This window comes from Bradyrhizobium sp. Leaf396 (assembly GCF_001424605.1).
GTDB classification, from domain to species: domain Bacteria; phylum Pseudomonadota; class Alphaproteobacteria; order Rhizobiales; family Xanthobacteraceae; genus Bradyrhizobium; species Bradyrhizobium japonicum_C.
This window is the reverse complement of sequence record NZ_LMQJ01000004.1, coordinates 46,525-62,849: the sequence shown is the minus strand read 5'-3', so window position 1 is coordinate 62,849 and position 16,325 is coordinate 46,525. Positions and strand designations below refer to the sequence as shown.

General features: G+C 64.4%; 13 protein-coding genes. 6 read left to right on the top strand and 7 right to left on the bottom strand.

Annotated elements, in window-relative coordinates:
* Positions 1–2 precede the first annotated feature (2 nt).
* From ASG57_RS05180 to ASG57_RS36500, 3 genes are all read left to right on the top strand, one after another.
* On the top strand, positions 3–1,346 hold the full coding sequence (locus tag ASG57_RS05180; RefSeq protein ID WP_057195795.1) for an amino acid adenylation domain-containing protein: 1,344 nt from the start codon (positions 3–5) through the stop codon (positions 1,344–1,346).
* Entirely contained in the window at positions 1,339–2,727 is a 1,389-nt protein-coding gene (locus ASG57_RS05175; RefSeq protein WP_057195794.1) for a hypothetical protein, read from the top strand. Before ASG57_RS05180 ends, ASG57_RS05175 begins: the two co-directional genes overlap by 8 nt.
* A gap of 758 nt (positions 2,728–3,485) precedes the next feature.
* A complete protein-coding gene (locus ASG57_RS36500; protein ID WP_155248510.1) occupies positions 3,486–4,208 on the top strand; it encodes a hypothetical protein in 723 nt (240 codons plus the stop codon).
* A gap of 46 nt (positions 4,209–4,254) precedes the next feature.
* Here ASG57_RS36500 and ASG57_RS05165 read toward each other — a convergent pair whose 3' ends face one another.
* The 4 genes from ASG57_RS05165 to ASG57_RS05150 are packed head-to-tail and all read right to left on the bottom strand — an operon-like array spanning position 4,255 to position 8,569.
* Positions 4,255–5,421, bottom strand: a complete 1,167-nt coding sequence (locus ASG57_RS05165) for an ABC transporter permease (RefSeq protein WP_024340260.1) — start codon at positions 5,419–5,421, stop codon at positions 4,255–4,257.
* Positions 5,422–5,423: 2 nt separating this feature from the next.
* On the bottom strand, positions 5,424–6,584 hold the full coding sequence (locus ASG57_RS05160; RefSeq protein WP_024340259.1) for an ABC transporter permease: 1,161 nt from the start codon (positions 6,582–6,584) through the stop codon (positions 5,424–5,426).
* A gap of 9 nt (positions 6,585–6,593) precedes the next feature.
* Complete coding sequence (locus ASG57_RS05155) at positions 6,594–7,301, bottom strand: ABC transporter ATP-binding protein (RefSeq protein WP_028145931.1); 708 nt, start codon at positions 7,299–7,301, stop codon at positions 6,594–6,596.
* A 20-nt stretch (positions 7,302–7,321) separates the two neighbouring features.
* On the bottom strand, positions 7,322–8,569 hold the full coding sequence (locus ASG57_RS05150) for an efflux RND transporter periplasmic adaptor subunit (RefSeq protein WP_057195793.1): 1,248 nt from the start codon (positions 8,567–8,569) through the stop codon (positions 7,322–7,324).
* Positions 8,570–9,346: 777 nt separating this feature from the next.
* Between ASG57_RS05150 and ASG57_RS36495 the strand changes: the two genes are divergently transcribed.
* A complete protein-coding gene (locus ASG57_RS36495) occupies positions 9,347–9,658 on the top strand; it encodes a hypothetical protein (RefSeq protein WP_156402577.1) in 312 nt (103 codons plus the stop codon).
* Positions 9,659–9,949: 291 nt separating this feature from the next.
* Here ASG57_RS36495 and ASG57_RS05145 read toward each other — a convergent pair whose 3' ends face one another.
* Positions 9,950–10,636 (bottom strand): CBS domain-containing protein, encoded by a 687-nt coding sequence (locus ASG57_RS05145; RefSeq protein ID WP_024340256.1) that lies wholly within the window; start codon positions 10,634–10,636, stop codon positions 9,950–9,952.
* Between the two features lie 152 nt (positions 10,637–10,788).
* On the opposite strand from ASG57_RS05145, the gene ASG57_RS05140 reads away from it, so the two are divergent.
* Positions 10,789–11,610 (top strand): universal stress protein, encoded by an 822-nt coding sequence (locus tag ASG57_RS05140; protein ID WP_057195792.1) that lies wholly within the window; start codon positions 10,789–10,791, stop codon positions 11,608–11,610.
* 111 nt (positions 11,611–11,721) lie between these two features.
* On the opposite strand, the gene ppsA is transcribed toward ASG57_RS05140, so the two are convergent.
* Positions 11,722–14,142, bottom strand: a complete 2,421-nt coding sequence (gene ppsA, locus ASG57_RS05135; RefSeq protein ID WP_024340254.1) for a phosphoenolpyruvate synthase — start codon at positions 14,140–14,142, stop codon at positions 11,722–11,724.
* 119 nt (positions 14,143–14,261) lie between these two features.
* Between ppsA and ASG57_RS05130 the strand changes: the two genes are divergently transcribed.
* Complete coding sequence (locus ASG57_RS05130; RefSeq protein WP_502690749.1) at positions 14,262–15,395, top strand: SbmA/BacA-like family transporter; 1,134 nt, start codon at positions 14,262–14,264, stop codon at positions 15,393–15,395.
* Here ASG57_RS05130 and ASG57_RS05125 read toward each other — a convergent pair.
* Positions 15,382–16,323, bottom strand: a complete 942-nt coding sequence (locus ASG57_RS05125) for a 1-phosphofructokinase family hexose kinase (protein WP_057195791.1) — start codon at positions 16,321–16,323, stop codon at positions 15,382–15,384. The genes ASG57_RS05130 and ASG57_RS05125 overlap by 14 nt on opposite strands.
* Positions 16,324–16,325: the final 2 nt, after the last annotated feature.

The following is a 16,325-nucleotide window of genomic DNA, read 5'->3' as shown; positions in this document are numbered from 1 at the left end:
CTATGTCGCCGCCGTTCCTGTCCTTTACGGATCAGGCAATTTACCTCGCGCATGTCTCACTCGGGCAACATGCGGTCATTCAGGTACTGTGGCGCTATCTGCGGCCTGTGGACCTGGACGCGCTGACACGGTTCCGTGACAATCTCGCGCACGGACATCTGGCGCGGCTGATCCGGCCGGCGCTGCTTCCGTTCGCGCGGCACCAATGGGTCAGCGCGCCACCACCTTCGTCCGCTCTGGCTGTCGTCGAGGCGCCGCTTGCCCCTGAGCAGCTGCAGGCGTGGGCCGACGCGCAGGTGGCGCTTCCACTAGATCCGGTGCGCGGACCAGCATGGAGATTGACGATCCAAACCTTTACAGACAACTCCACGGTGGTCTCGCTTGTGGTGTCGCACTGCATCGCGGACGGACTGACCATCGCAGCAGCCGTGAACGAAGCCGTGCGGGGAGAGCGAAGGCCTGCGGCCTATCCCGCAGGGGCAGTCTTGTCAGCGCTCCGCGCTGCGACAACACTGGGTGCCGAACTGCAACGTATCGTGCGGGACGCGCCGGCAACGCTCCAGGCGCTCGCCGAGCTGGCCCGTACAGCATACACCTCGCGCGCCACGTCCCGCACCGCCGCGTTGAATCAGGCTAGCGCAGATGGCCGGCCAGTCGTATTTCCGTCAGCCTTCATGCGCGTACCCACGTCCGTCTGGGACGCCAGGGCGAAGAGCCTCGGTGCAAACCGTATCACCCTCCTGGCCGCGATAACCGCGGCTTTTGCCCAGACACTCGGTCGTGTCCGCGACGAAGAGGTGACCTTGTTGATTCCCGTCAATCAGCGAGAGGGTTCGTCGCACACCGGCGGAAACGGCGTTGCGCTTGCCACATTGAAGCTGCGTGTCGACGAATTGCGCGGAGGTCTGCATTCGTTGCAGCGGCGTCTGCTAGCTACGCTGCTGCGGACGAGACGGGAACCCAATCGACTTGCCACGCTGCTGCCCCTGGTGCCGTTTGTGCCAAGACGCGCAGCTTCGGCTGCCAACCATGCGGCACTTGGCGCGCTCGCCGACCTGCCGGTCACCTGTTCGAATTTGGGCGACCTGCCGAAGGACGTGCTCCAGATCGACGGCGGCGCGGCCGATCGAGTCTGCTTTCGCGGCATCGACCGCCCCATCCCGCGCTGCGCGATCGAGGCGCGTCAAGGTGTTGCGACTGTCTTCGCCGGCGCCGTACCCGGTTTTCTGAACCTGAGCTTCGTAGCCTATCAGCCTGGCGTGGTGACGGAGGCTCAGCATCTTCGCGCGCTCGTCGAACGGCTCTTCGCTGACTGCGAACTCGTTGGCGAGTCCTTCGATGCTTGAGACGAGCACGCCCGGCGCCCCCGCCTACACGCGGCACCGCCTCGCCTGGCTGGACCAACTGGCTTACGAATTGTTCAGGGCCACGGGTCGAAGCCAATTGATGCAATGCCTGTGGCTCTACGACCGTGACGTGAACCTCGCCGCGCTACTGCGAACACGGGAGCGGTTCGCGGCGCTGTCGTTCAATCGCCTCATCGAGCCGTCGCCCCTGCCGTGGGGAAGGCCTCGTTGGGTGAAGCCGGCCGTGACAGCCATTCCGCTTGAGCAGAGTGCGGACCCGCTGCCACGATCGCGGCTGCTGCACTGGGCTAACCAGCACGCGCGCGCGCCCATCGACCCTGTGATCGGTCCGGCCGTGCGAATGGCCATCCAGCCGTTCGACGACGGCAGCACGGCCGTGAGCCTGGTCGGGTCGCATCTGCTGCTCGACGGGCTGGGGGCCGTGCGCGCCATCGCGGCGGCCGTAAACGGCATCGGCCTCCCGAGCCCATACGCAATTGCAGGTGCCCGGGGGCGGCTGTCCGGGTGCGTGTCGGACGCGTGGCAGGTCCTCGCCGACGCTCCGCGCACGGTCGCCGCGCTCGCCCGGATCGCCCACGCGAACTGGTACAAGTCCGCAGTCCCTGTGTCGAGGTCGGCCGCTGCAGTCGCCGAGGCAGGCCACGAGCCATCGACGATCGTGGAGCTTCCGGCGGTTGTGGTCACTGTTGAATCGGATGCCTGGCTCGTCTGCCAGCAGCGGCTTGGCGGTAGCTCGAATACGCTACTGCCAGGCTTCGTCGCGTCCCTCGCATCGCGCCTGGGCCGCCGCCGTCTCTCCGACGGCGCCATCAGCCTGCTTGTCCCAATAAACCGGAGGCGTGGGCTCGATGACGAACGGGCGCTGGCGATTGATTTCCACACGATGAATGTCGCGCCTGCAGGCTTGGACACGAGCCTGCGCCCCGTCAATGCCTCGCTGGAGGCACTGGTTCGCGGCGCGAGGAAAAGTCAGACCGGTCCACTGGCTTCGTTCCTGCCTGCGATCGCTTGGATGCCGCGCTCCGCCGCGAAGACGCTCGTGGACCGTTTGTTCAATTATGCCGGTGAGCTGCCGGCGAGTTGTTCCGACGTTGGTATGCTGCCGGACGGGCTCGCGCGCATCGACGGCGCGCCGTGCCGCCAGGTGTTGACACGAGCTGTGGATGTCAACGTTACGCGCCAAGACCTGGAGCGCTCCCAGGGCCATCTCGTGGTTGTTGCCTCCCGCTACGGCCAGACGATTTCCCTCTGCATCGAGGCCTGCCAGCTGGGACCCACACAAACCACGCCTGACGAACTTCGCCTGCTGGTCTCGCGGACACTCGCGGACTTCGGACTGGACGCAATCATCGATGCGTGATCTCAAGGGAACGCGCCGCGCTCAGCGTCGTGCCACATTCGTCTGCAAGTGCCGAAGGACAAGGGGCGACGGTCGCTTCGCGCAGCAAAGATCGTGGAGGCTTGAGCGTGAGCCATTCGTCTGCCAACAAGCTCTACCGACGCTGCTCCGGGGCGACCGACCCCGGCGCAGACGACGTGTTGTGCTATATGGACCAGGGTTCATTCGTCGGATTGCGCGCGCTCGGGCGCGGGCCTGCGCTGCACCTGACCTGGTTGTATCCGCACGCTCTCGATGAAGCGGCCGTGAGGGAGTTCAACGAGCGCCTCACGAGAGGATTGCTGGGACGTCTCCTGCAGCGTTCGCCATTACCATGGGGGCGGCACCGTTGGGTGGCCAATCCTGTGTCGGGGCCGGTGACGTGGTTTCGTGACCCGCTCCCGGATGAGCGTCTGCCCCATTTGCGACGTGAGCTGCTCGATCTGCCTCTCGATCCCGAGCACGGACCAGGCTGGCGACTGGCAGTCCAGCCGCTGGAGGGCGGCGGCTGCGCGCTGATGATGCTGGTCTCGCACACGATCGCTGACACCCAAGCCACAAGTCAGGCCATTGCTGACGCAGTGGCGGGTCGATGTCTTGACCATGGATTCCCAGCCCCATCCTGGCGATGGTCTCCAGTGATGCTGGCGTGCGACAGCGTCGAGAGCTTGCGGACTCTGCCCGACGTCTCGCGTGCTCTGGTAGCTCTCCTGCGAGGGGCGCACAAAAGGAGGGCGGGCGTGTCCCGTTCGAGCGCTCGAAGCAGTCGCAACCGGCTTGAGCCGGCAGTGGATGTGCCGCTTGTGTGGGTGGTCATGGACGCAGCAGCGTCGAAACGGCGAACGTCGGATCTGGGTGTGGCGAGCAACACGCTGATCATGGCCTTCACGGCACGGCTCGCTCTCCGGATGGGCCGCGTGGATGCTTCGGGGCGCGTGAAGCTGGTGTTGCCGGTCAGCGACCGCCGTTCGAGCGACCGCCGCGGCAACGCGCTGCGGTCGATCACCGTGATGGTGGATCCCGATGCCTGCCGCAACGATCCGCGCGCTTTACAGCGAGATATGAAGGCTGCCCTGGCCTCGCTGATCCGCCACGGTGATGACTTGTCGCCGGTGCTGCCGCTGATTCCGTATGTGCCGCTGTGGCTGGCGCGTCATCTGGAGCGGGCGGCACTCGGGGCGGACCTGCCTGTTGGATGCAGCCTCGCCGGCGAATTGCCGCTCGACGTGCACCGCCCTTGCGGCGAGGCGTCACTTCTGCAGATTGCCCCTCTGGAGCGCTATACAGCCGCAGAACTCGAACGGCTGGGCGGCCTGCTATTCATCCTGTGCCACCGTGTCGGCGAACGGCTGTTCGCCACTGTGTCCGGCTACGCCAAAGATCGCGTGACGACCCGCGCCGAATTGGCACCGATCGTGCGCGACGCACTCGCGGATATGGGCCTGTGCGGGGCGCTCAGTTGACGAGAACCGACCGACACAGCGCACGGCCAAGACGGTTGTCGAACGTTCAAGCGACGCGCAGCGCATCGACGATGTTCATGCGGGCGGCTCGTACCGCCGGCAGAAAACCCCCGAGGAGGCCCATCACCAGCGCGAAGACGAGCGACCGCAGCACGATGCCGGGCGTCAGCACGAACTGGAATGCGAGCTCGGAGAGCGAGGTCCAGTTCAGCGTCGTGATCTTCACCTGCGTCATGAGCGATGCGAACAAAAGCCCAACGACCCAGCCGACGAGCGCGAGCAGCAGCGCCTCTACGAGGAAAGCACCGAGGATCCGCGAGCGCCGAAATCCGAGTGCGCGCAGAACCCCCACCTCCATCATGCGGCTAGCCACCGCAGCGTACATCGTTATCGTCGCGCCAATCACCGCGCCGAGCGAGAACATCGCCGAGAGCGTGATCCCGAGAAGCTGAATGAATCCGGAGAGCAGGCGCGACTGCTCCTCGTAGAAGACGCGCTCGCGCTTGGCCTCGATGGTGAGGCGAGGGTCCGCTTCGAGCCGCGCCTTGAGCGCGTCGAAGCCTGAGCTATCAGCCAGCCGTACCGTGACGGAAGAGAAGAAGTCTCGCCGAAACGACTGCATGAGCTGTTCGCTGTCCGCCCAGATCTCCGAATCGAACCCGCTGCCGCCCGCGTCGAACCGGCCTACGATCTTCCACTCCCGGTGCGCAAATTTCAGGCTGGATCCGATCTCGATGTCTTCGAAACGCCCCGCGAGCGCCCGGCCAATGATGATCTCGTCCGATCCCAGACGAAACATGCGTCCCTCGACCAGCCGCAACCGCGGGCGGACGGCCAGAGCGGCTGGACCAACGCCCCGGATCAAGAGGTTGCTTGCCTGCTTGGTCTTGCGCCGGGGCTGGGCGATCAGCACAGCCGCTTCCTTGGAGACAACAGGTGCGCCCTCGGCTCCCATGACGACCTCGGGCTGGCTTTCGATGATCCTGGCCTGCCGACGGTCGATCAGGCTCTGGATCTCGACTTCCGCAGAGCGGCGTACGAAGATGACGTTCGTTTCCTCGCCGGTTGCCACGAGTGTCTGCTTGAGTCCGGAGTCGAGCATGAGCACGGCGGCGTAGACGAACACCACGAGGGCCATGCCCGCCGCGGTGAGCAAATTGGTGAGTTTGCGGACGTAGAGGTTACGCAGGCTGTAGGCGAGCAGCAACGGCATGATCAGCCCAACGCCCGAAGACCGTTGACGATGCTGACACGGGCGGCCTGGCGCATCGGCAAGACCGCCGCGAGGACCCCGACCGCCAATGCCGAAAGTGCCTGAAGCAACACAGTGTTGACGCTCACGATCAGCGACGGGAAGAGCGTCGCGGAGAGTTCGGCAAGTCGCGAGGCAACCGGGGGCGTCAGCCCGATGGCGATGGCACCGCCGACCAATGCGATCGCGACGGATTCTCCCAGGATCAGGCGTGCGACGTAGCCGGGGCTGAAGCCAATGGCCTTCAGCGTGGCATACTCGCGGAGTCGCTCGCGCGCCGTCATCGCCATGGTGTTGGCCATGACCGCCAGGATGATGAAGATGACCACGAACGAGACCACGCGAATGGAGATGAGGATCGCCTCGGTCTGCTTCACGAAGCCGATCTGGAACGCGCGCTCAGTCTCGGTGAGTGTCTCGGCGCGCGAGTTTCGGAACACTTCGTCGATCGCCTGACTGACTTCCGCGACCCGATTGATGCTGCCAACGTCCACGGCGAAGAAGCCGACCTGGTCGGCTTGTGCCTTGGAGCGCACCCGTAGCGTCTCGTTCAAATAGTCCCAACGGAAGAAAAGCTGCGAGGTGTCGGTTTTGGCGTCTCGGCCGTCGAAGACGCCGCAGATCACGAATTCCCAGTTGCCGGGGAAAAGCGTCCCGCGCAGTTGAACAACATCGCCCGGCCTGAAGCCGAAGCGCTTGGCGAGTCTGCGTCCAACAATTGCGCCGCGGCGGTCGCGGAGGAAGGCGCGCCGCACCTCGTCCGAAACGAGGATCTCGGGGAAGATATCGAAGTAGCTCGCGGCATCGATCGCAAACTGGGGAAAGAAATTCTTCGGATCCTTGTAGACGCCGCCGAACCAGGTCATGTAGGTGACGTGCCGCACGCCTTCGACAGCGCCGATGCGCTTGTAATATGCCTGCGGTAGCGGCAGCGTGAAAGAGACGGCGTTGCGGGTGAGCAGCCGCGAAGGCACAGCGCCATCCACGCCAGCGTACCACGTTTTGACCACCGTCTGGAGCACACCAAAGGCCAGGATTGAAACAACGAGGCCGACCAGCGTCAGAGACGTGCGGAGCCGTTGGCGCAAGACGTTGCGCGCCACGAGCGTCAGCCATTGGCTCATGACCGGCGCTCACTCAAGGCGCTGCTCCACCAGATACGAAAGATCGCCCTTCTCCAGATGCATGATGCGCTTCGCACGCGCCGCCGCGCGGCGATCATGGGTCACCATCACGATCGTCTTGCCCATGTCGCGGTTCAACCGCTGCATGATCTCGAGCACCTCCTCCGCGGACTGCCGGTCGAGGTCGCCCGTCGGCTCATCGGCCACCAGCATCGTCGGGTCGGTGACGATCGCCCGCGCGATCGCCACGCGCTGCTGCTGCCCGCCCGAGAGCTCCGAAGGCAGATGTTTGACGCGATCGCTCAAGCCTACGAGACTGAGCGCGAGTTGCGCGCGGTCTCGGCGTTCGCGGCGCTTGAGGCCCGTGAGCGTGAGAGGCAATTCCACGTTCTCCAGCGCCGTGAGCACAGGCATCAGGTTATAGAACTGGAAGATGAAGCCCACATTCGCCGCGCGCCAGTCAGCGAGGTCGGCTTCCGGGAGGAGCGTGATGTCCTCGCCAGCCACCGTGATCGAGCCATGATCCGGACTGTCGATGCCGGCAATCAGGTTGAGCAGGGTGGACTTGCCCGACCCGGACGGGCCCATCAGCGCGAGGAACTCCTTGCGACGGATGTCGAATGTGAGTTTGGAAAGGACCGGAACGATCTGCGCGCCGCGCCGATAGCTCTTGCTCACGTCGCTCAGCGCGATGAGCACGTCTTCGCCGGTCGGCACGTCGGAGACGCGAAGCACGGTCACTTCGTGGCCTGCTTGACTGCGTGCCCGTCAACAAGATCTTCCAGAGGTCGGACCACCACGCGCGTGCCGGCTTTGAGATCGCGTACCTCGATCTGGTCGCCCACCTTCGCGCCGAGATCCACGCGCCGCAGGCGAGCCTTGCCATTCTCGATGACATAAAGGTGCTGTTGTCCGCCCACCTCGAAGACGGCCGCCATCGGCACTGCAAGAACCGGCTTGCGCTCTGATTCGGCTACTTCACGCTCGAGGAAGGCCACCTTGGCGCTCATGTCCGGAAGCATCCGCGCGTCGCGGTGCACGAACCGGATTTTCACGAGGGTAGACGCCTTGGCGCGATCCACCGTCGGTACCATCCGGTTAACCACACCCTCGAAACGCTCGCCGGGGATCGCGTCCAGCTGGATCTCCACCGCTTGCCCCACGTGGATGCTCAGGTACGACGACTCCGCGACGTCGGCTTCCACTTCAAGCGAGTCCATGTCGGCGATGGTGACCACCGCGCCCTTGGTGTCGACCGCCTGCGAGAACGGTGTGATCGTATCACCGACGTTGGCGTGCCGCGTGAGCACGACGCCGTCGAAAGGCGCCCGGATCAGGGTCTGGCCGACGGCAACTTCGGACGCGCGGAGATTGGCCTGTGCAGCGGCGATGGCGGCCTCGTACCCGGCAAACGCTGCTCGCGCCTTGGCGAGGCGTGCCTCAGCGCTTTCGCGCATCGAATCGCTTATGATGTTCTTCTCGCCGAGGGCCGCGGAGCGCTTGAACGCGATCTCCGCTTGCGTGAGCTCCGCCTGCCCCTGGGCGAGGTTGGCATAGGCAACCTGCACGTTGGCGGCGGCCTGGTCGCGCATCGCCTGGGTATCGCTGCTCTCGAGCCGGGCGATCACTTCGCCCTCGTGCACCTTGCTGCCTTCGAGTACACCCAACCATTCCAGGCGGCCTGTCGCCTTCGAGGCGACGGACGCCTTGCGTTGCGCAACGACGTAGCCAGTCGCGTTCAACAGTGTCAGCGCCTGTGAGGGATAGACGGAGTAGACGGCCGCCGTCTCGACCGCGATCTGCGTGTGCCGGCGCCACATCCACGTTGCGACTCCGATGCCGACAAGCATGGCGACCACAAGGACCCGGACCAGGATGCGGCGCAGTTGTCTGCGACGGCGAGAGTCGGCGCTACGGTCGATCGCAAGCGCCGATAGATCGGACGCGGCGGGGAGGCCATCGCTTGGGGGGTTGTGCAGATTCATAGTCTCGTCATGAATTTCCGGGCAATGCAGCGCAAACTTGAAGAAAATATCTCGTTTCGGAAGCGGTAAGCCAGGCACTCGACGACTGTCAATTAGCATCAAAAGCGAGTGTTGACACCTATCATTTCGAATTCTCCAAACCGAGCGACGCCATAGAATTCATCGTCGCACGACGGGGAGGCGAGACGACATCAAACCTGCGGCTGCGCGTGGGTTGCAGCGGCGTGCTACCAGGGGATACGGCCCTGCGTCGCCATCGACATCAGGGATACGCATTGAGGGCTTGCCCTGCAGCATCCTTGGACACGTCGCTTTGAGCGGGCTTCTCAGGATCAGGGCAAAGTGCGGGGCAGCAGCTGCAGCGGCAGATTGGCCCTTGTCATGATGAGGCGCATAAGTGCCGTCCCGAGATCTGGCCGCGTCATCGACCGCTGCGGGCGGATATTCGGTGACGCCGGTGAGGTCGTCGTTCGCTCCTCGATCGAGTGCTGGTGCGCCAGCATTTGCGAAGCACCAGCCAGATCTACCCGCAATGACGGGAAAGCCGGTCGAGTTCGCTCGGTCATTTGCTGACGAGCAGGAGGTGCAAGAGTGATCCCCAGCCCCTTTGGCGCACGTGTTACGTCTGCCTCAGCGATCGCCCAAGCCATCACCACACGGCGCGCCCATCGGCCCGAAACGGCTACTCGATGGATCATCGCAAGATTGATCACGCGCAAACGAAGGCTGCTGCTCAGTTGCTATCGTCCGGCATTCACGATCGGAAGGAAGTCAATCATGCGAACTTTACGAAAATTGAGCGCGCTGGCGACCGTTGCCGTCATTGCCACGGCAGCTTTGATGCCGACCAGCGCAGAGGCCCGGAACGGTCGCATCGCAGCCGGAGTGGTCGGCGGGTTCGCCGCTGGCGTCCTGGCCGGTGCCGCGATGGGCGGGCCTTATTGGGGGCCCTATCCGTACTATCCGGCTCCGGTCTACTATCCACCGGGACCCTATTATGCACCGTACGGACCCGTCTATTACGGCCCGTGTGTTCGCCGCACCGTCTGGGATGGTTGGCGTTGGCGCCGCGTGCGCGTCTGTTACTAAGAAGATGCAGATCGCAGCTCGGGGGCGCGCCAAAGCCGGCCGCCTCCCGGCTGTCGTCCACGGCCAATCGTGGAGAGCCGAGGCTGCAGATCGAACCGTCGAGCCGACGATCGACCGGATCGTTGCCAACCTCGCGCCGGTCGGCATCCCAAAGCAGGAAGTCGGTCAGAAGATGAGCCGGCTTTTGGCAGGGGGCCCGAAGCCGCCGAACGCACGGGCGAGGCGACGTTCCAGTCGCCTCGTCCAACCGCCTGGATGGACCTCAGCCGATGAACGAGCGATACGGCTCGGTCAGTAGACGAAGGCCGGGGTCTCGATCAGGTGATCATTCACCAGCACGACGCCTGGGATGGCCTCTGCCGCGACCCGGATGGCCTTGCGTTCCGCGGCCGATGGCGCGCTGCCCCAGATGTCGATGATGCCGTTCTGGACGGTCGCGTTCAGGTTGAATGTGTGTGCCCAAGGTTGCTTCTTGATCTCCTCCAGGAATCTCTTTCTGATGGTGGCGTCGGGAAGCGAAATTTCCAGCTTCGGCTTGGCGCTCGCGACGGCCTGCAGCAGGTTGGTCCGGCTGACGATCCCGACGAGCTGGCCTTGCTTGTTGACGATCGGCACGCGTTTGATCTGACGTCTTTCGAGCAGCATGGCGATGTCGCTCAGCGGCGTTTCGGGAGCCGCAGTCACGACATCGCGTGTCATGATGTCCGTGACCTTGGCCGAATGCGATTTGACGTAGTCAGCCGCCATCTCGGCGTCGCCGGTCAAAATCTGAAGCCACCAGCCATAGGAGCGCTCGGTGCCGGATTCGGTTCGGTGCAGCAGATCGCCTTCGGAGACGATTCCGAGGATGTTGTTGTCGGAATCGACGACCGGCACCGCGCTGATGCGGCGCTCGAGCAGGATCCTGGCGACTTGGCGAACCGTTGCATTTGCGCCCACAGTCACCACCGGCGCGATCATCACGTCCTGTGCTTGCATGGCAGACCTCCGTGCTGGTTTCCGGCATCTTGCCGTCCATCGGGCCAACCGGATTGATCGGGATCAAGCCCAGGCGTGATCGCTTGACCTGCGTCAACGGGACGACGTCGAAACGCTCGATAAGGGTACCATTCGAACAATGGAGCAACGACATGTCTCTAGCCAGCGTCATGGTCTACGTCGATCCCGAGCAGCAGGATGAAGGCCAGATCGCCGTCGCCGAGGCCGTCGCAAACGGCTTCGGGGCCGCCTTGCTTGGCGTCTCGGCCATCGCCACGGATCCCCCGTTCGTCGCCGAAGGCGTGATCATCGAACAGACGACGGCCGACGATCTCGAGCGCATGCGCGCAACGCTGTCGGCCAAGGAGGCGTGGTTCAGGCGTATCGTTCGGCTGCCGAGCGACAAGGTGGAATGGCGCTGGACGATCGGGTTTCCGACCGAGTTCCTGGTCGAGCAGTCCAGGGCGGCGGACCTCGTCGTGGTACGGCGCAGCCGGCCGAAGACCAAATCCTCTCATTATCTCGATGCGCCCGGAGCCATGTTGCGGCTGGGCCGTCCCATCCTTTCGGTGCCGGACGGCGTCACCCGATTGTCAGGCGACCGGATCGTGGTCGGCTGGAAGGATTCCCGGGAGGCGCGCTTGGCCGTGCGGGACGCACTGCCGTTGCTGACCCGGGCTTCAGAGGTCACGATCACCGAAGTCTGCACCTCCAGCGAACAAGATGCGGCGCGAGACCGGTTGCGGGACGTGGCCGGATATCTCGGGCGTCACGGCGTGAGCTGCCGGCACGAGGTGCGCGTACATACGGCGGAGCCGGACGCGGGCTACCTCGTTCGGCTCGCTGCCGACGTCGGCGCCGACCTCATCGTGACCGGGGGATATGGACACAGCCGGTTGGGAGAGTGGGTTTTCGGCGGCATGACGCAAAGCCTCCTGCAGGACGCTCCGGTCTGCCTGTTGATGTCGCACTGACGTCCCGCTTCGGGTGACTGTTCGGCATGATCTCGGCAGCAAACGCGTTCCGGGCTTGCTGCGAGGGTTTGTTGGGACGGAAGACTGCTGCGCAGTCTTCCGGATCATGCTTCAGCCCGCAGCCCGCCGCCGTCCGCCGCTGTCGCTCTCCGCGGCGCCGACGGTCTCGATGGTCCGCAACACGCTCGACGGATTCACGCTGATCGAGTCGATCCCGAGCTCAGCCAGATACTTGGCGATCTCCGGGTAGTTCGCGGGGGCCTCGCCACAGATGCCGACGTGGCGGCGGTTGCGCTTGGCGCCAAGCACGGCCATCGACAGCATTTGCAGCATGCCGGGATCGCGCTCGTCGAAATCGAAGGCGACGATCTCGGAATCCCTGTCGACGCCGAGCGTCAGCTGGGTGAGATCGTTGGAGCCGATGGAGAATCCGTCGAACAATTGCGCGAACTGGTCGATCAGGATGACGTTGTTCGGGATCTCGCACATCATGTAGATTTCAAGGCCGCCGTCGCCTCGTTTCAGGCCGTGATCCGCCATGGCCGCAATGACCTTGCGCGCTTCTTCGACACGCCGGCAGAACGGAATCATGATCTTGAGATTGGTCAGGCCCATCGCCTCGCGCACCCGCTTCATGGCGGCGCATTCCAGCGCGAAGCCTTGCGCATAGGCGGGGTGGGCGTAGCGGGCGGCGCCCCTGAAGCCGAGCATCGGGTTCTCCTCGCGAGGCTCGAAATCGGCCCCGCCGAGCAGGTTCGCATATTCATTGGTCTTGAAATCGGATAGGCGCACGATCACCGGCCGGGGATAGAACGCCGCGGCGATGGTGCCGACGCCTTCCGACAGCCGCTCGACGAAGAACTCGGACGGCTTCTTGTGGCGCGCGGTCAACAGCTTGATCTTCCGTCGGTCCCGCGCTGAGGTCACCTTGCCGGGGCAGGCGAGCGCCATCGGATGGATCCCGATATGCTGGTTGATGATGAATTCCATGCGGGCAAGGCCAACGCCATCGCTCGGCAGGGATGCGCTCTTGAACGCGATCTCGGGATTGCCGAGGTTCACCATGATTTCGGTGCGCGGCTTCCGCACACTTTCGGTCGCGGTCCGTTCGACCTCGTAGGGCAGTGTACCTTCGAAGACGTGGCCGATATCGCCTTCCGCGCAGGACACCGTCACCGCCGTGCCCGTCTTCGCTTTCTTGCTGAAATTGCCGGTTCCGACCACGGCGGGCACGCCGAGCTCGCGCGCGATGATCGCGGCATGGCAGGTCCGGCCGCCATGATCGGTCACGATCGCGGCGGCAAGCTTCATGACGGGCTCCCAGTCCGGGCTCGTCGCCGTCGCGACCAGCACCTCGCCGGGCCGGAATTTACGGAGATCCCGCTCGTTGCTGATCAGCCGGATGCGTCCTGCCGCGATCTTCTCTCCGACAGCGCGGCCTTCCGCCAGTGCTGTCCCGCGCGCTTTCAGGACATAGCTCTCGAGCGCCTCCGGCGTTCGGCGGGAGGCGACCGTCTCGGGCCTGGCCTGGATGATGTACAGTGAACCGTCCTTGCCGTCCTTGGCCCATTCGACGTCCATTGGGGTCGGCTTGCCGGCCTTTTGCGAGTAGTGCTTCTCGACCAGCAGCGCGCACTCGGCCAGCGTCAGGACCTCGTTGTCATTGATGCAGAATTGCTGGCGCTCGCGCGCCGCCGTTGCCACGTTCCGGGTTGCGTTGCGCCCGCGACCGTAGACCATCCGCTTGGCCTTGGATCCCAGGCGGCGCGACAGAACCGAGCGGAAGCCGGCATTGAAGGTCGGCTTGTGAACGTAGAATTCGTCGGGGTCGACAGCGCCCTGCACGATGTTCTCGCCCAGTCCGTAGACGCCGGTCACGAACACCACGTCGCGAAACCCGGTCTCGGTGTCGAGTGTGAAGGTGACGCCGCTTGCCGCAAGGTCCGAACGAACCATCTTCATGACCGCGACAGACAGCGCGACCTTGAAGTGATCGAAACCCTTGTCGATCCGATAGGAGATCGCGCGATCCGTAAACAGCGAAGCGAAGCAGCGGCGGCAGGCCTCCATCAGCCCGTCCGCGCCGCGGATGTTGAGGAAGCTGTCGTGCTGTCCGGCAAAGCTCGCGGTCGGCAGGTCTTCGGCCGTGGCCGAGCTACGGACCGCCACCGCAACGTTGCGACCATATTCCTGCTCCAGCTGCCGGTACGCCTGTGCGACCTGCTGGCGGAGATCATCCCGGTCGGTAGCGGCATAGACGATCGCGCGCGCGGCCGCGGCGCGTCGGGCAAGATCGGCGATCCGCCGCTTGTCGATGCCGGCGAGCAGAGGGCCCAGCTTGTCCCACGCACCGGCTTCGGTCAGGGCGTCTCGGAATGCCGCGGCCGTCAGCGCAAAGCCGTTCGGGACCTTGACGCCCTGCGGCGTCAGTACCGAATATAATTCGCCCAGGGATGCGGTCTTGCCTCCGACCAGCGGCACGTCGGCAAGACGGATGTCCCTGAACCAGCGAATGTAGCTCGGTGCGTCCATCGCGCATTCTCCCGCGCTGCAAAATGGATCTGAATGTCGATATCTTTCCCGCATCTGCGCGCGACTGATTTGCGAAAGATCAAGTGCGCAACGCGCGCCCGCTTTAGCTGTGAACAATAATGACGATGGAACCCGACCAGAGCGCCTCTTCACTGGAGAGGTCACGATTTTGGCAGAGCGCCTCCGGCTTCTGGCGTGGAGTACCGGCATGGCGCGTCTGGGCGCTGTGCGCGCTCCTGGTGAGCGTCGTCGTCCTCCAGCTCTATGTGCAATTTCGTTTCAACTACTGGAATCGCGACTTCTTCGATGCGCTGGAGAGCCGCGATCCCGCACGGCTGAGAGGCCAGGCGCTCCTGCTCGTCCCATTGTGCCTCGGCAGCGTCGCGCTCGCCGTCACCTCGGTCTGGGGCCGTATGACCGTGCAAAGAAAGTGGCGGGAATGGCTGACCGGCAAGGTGATCGACTATTGGGTCGAGGATGACCGTTATGCCCGCCTCGCGGCCGTGCAGAGCGAGCAGCAGATTCCCGAATACCGGATTGCCGAGGACGTCAGGATCGCAACGGATGCGCCGATCGACTTGGCGCTCGGGCTGGTCTCCGCGCTGCTCAGCGCCGTCATCTTCATTCAGATTCTCTGGACCGTGGGTGGCGACATCGCGCTGCCTGTGGGAAGTCATTCCGTCCGGATTCCGGGCTACCTCGTCATCGGTGTGGCGCTCTATTCCGGCATCGTGACGACCGCGATGACGCTGGTCGGGGCGCCCCTGACCCGGCTGGTCCAGATCAAGAACCAGGCCGAGGCGGAGTTGATCACGGCGGCCCACGAGCTGCGCGACATCGGGGAGGGGGCCGCGCCGCGAGACCGACGGTCGGAAGTCTGCCGCGACGTTCGCAGTGCGCTCAGGGCCACCATCGATCAGTGGCGCCGTCTGTGCTGGCAACTGATGCGGACGACGATCGTGTCACATGGAAACACGCTTTTGGCGCCGATCATCGGCCTGGTGCTTTGCGCGCCGAAATTTCTTTCCGGAGCCATGACGCTGGGGGAGCTCACGCAAGCCGCCGCGGCTTTCACGCTGGTGCAGGCCTCGTTCAACTGGGTTGTCGACAATTACGCGCGTATCGCCGATTGGAGGTCGTCGCTGGAACGGGTCGGCGGTCTTCTGCTTTCGCTCGACCGCCTCAACCGGGAAACGCCGCCGCAGCAGGCAGAGTCCCCGATGCTTCCGACTGGATCGGTCAAATTGCCGTAGAAAGAATGACTTGTTCGGCGAGACGCTTGACGTCGTCGGGCCGGCAGAGTTCGGTGCCTGGATTGAGCAGGGCCGCGGCGCCGGCGGCGACGGCCTGCCGAAAGCAGCGCTCGAGGCCGGCTCCAGATGCCAGCCCATAGACCAGCGCGCCCAGAAAACTGTCACCTGCACCAACAGCGCCGACGGGCGTGATCGCAAGAGGTTTTGCGCGCAGCACCTGCCGGCTCGTCACCAGGGCGGCGCCGAGATGTCCCATTGTCAGGGCGACGATCGCCGCTTTGCCGCTGCGCACCAACGTCTTCGCAGCAGCTTCCCATTCGGCGGCGTCGGATGGCTCGTGACCGACCAGTTCGCGCATCTCTCGCAGGTTCGGCTTGACCAGCTCGATGCCCTCGGCCACCGCGGCAACAAGGGCCGGACCGGAGGTATCCAGGATCATCTTGGCCTCGCGCCGTTTCACGATCCTTGCGACACGCGCGTAGAAATCGTCGGGCACCCCCGCCGGCAGGCTTCCGCTGGCAACCACGAAGCTGGGAAACGGTTGAAGCGCCGACAGCATGGCGAGGCAGGTCTGCCATTCATTCTCGGCAAGAGGCGGTCCAGGCAGGATGAAGCGATAGGGCTGGGACGTGCTGATCTCGCGAACGAAGAAGTCTTGTCGGGTTTCGCCCGCGATCGGAAAGGTCAGGCTTTCGATGCCCTCCTTGTCGAGCAATTGTCGCAGCAGGTCTCCTGTGAGGCCACCCACCGGATAGAGCGCGGTGGCATTGCCGCCGAGGCGCTTGACCACGCGCGCAACGTTGATGCCGCCGCCGCCGGGGTCGCGGCGCTGCCCGATGCCGCGCAGCTTGGCGACGGGGATGATCCTGTCCACCGACGTCGACACGTCGACGGCCGGATTGGGCGTGATCGTGAGGATCTCGGTCATCG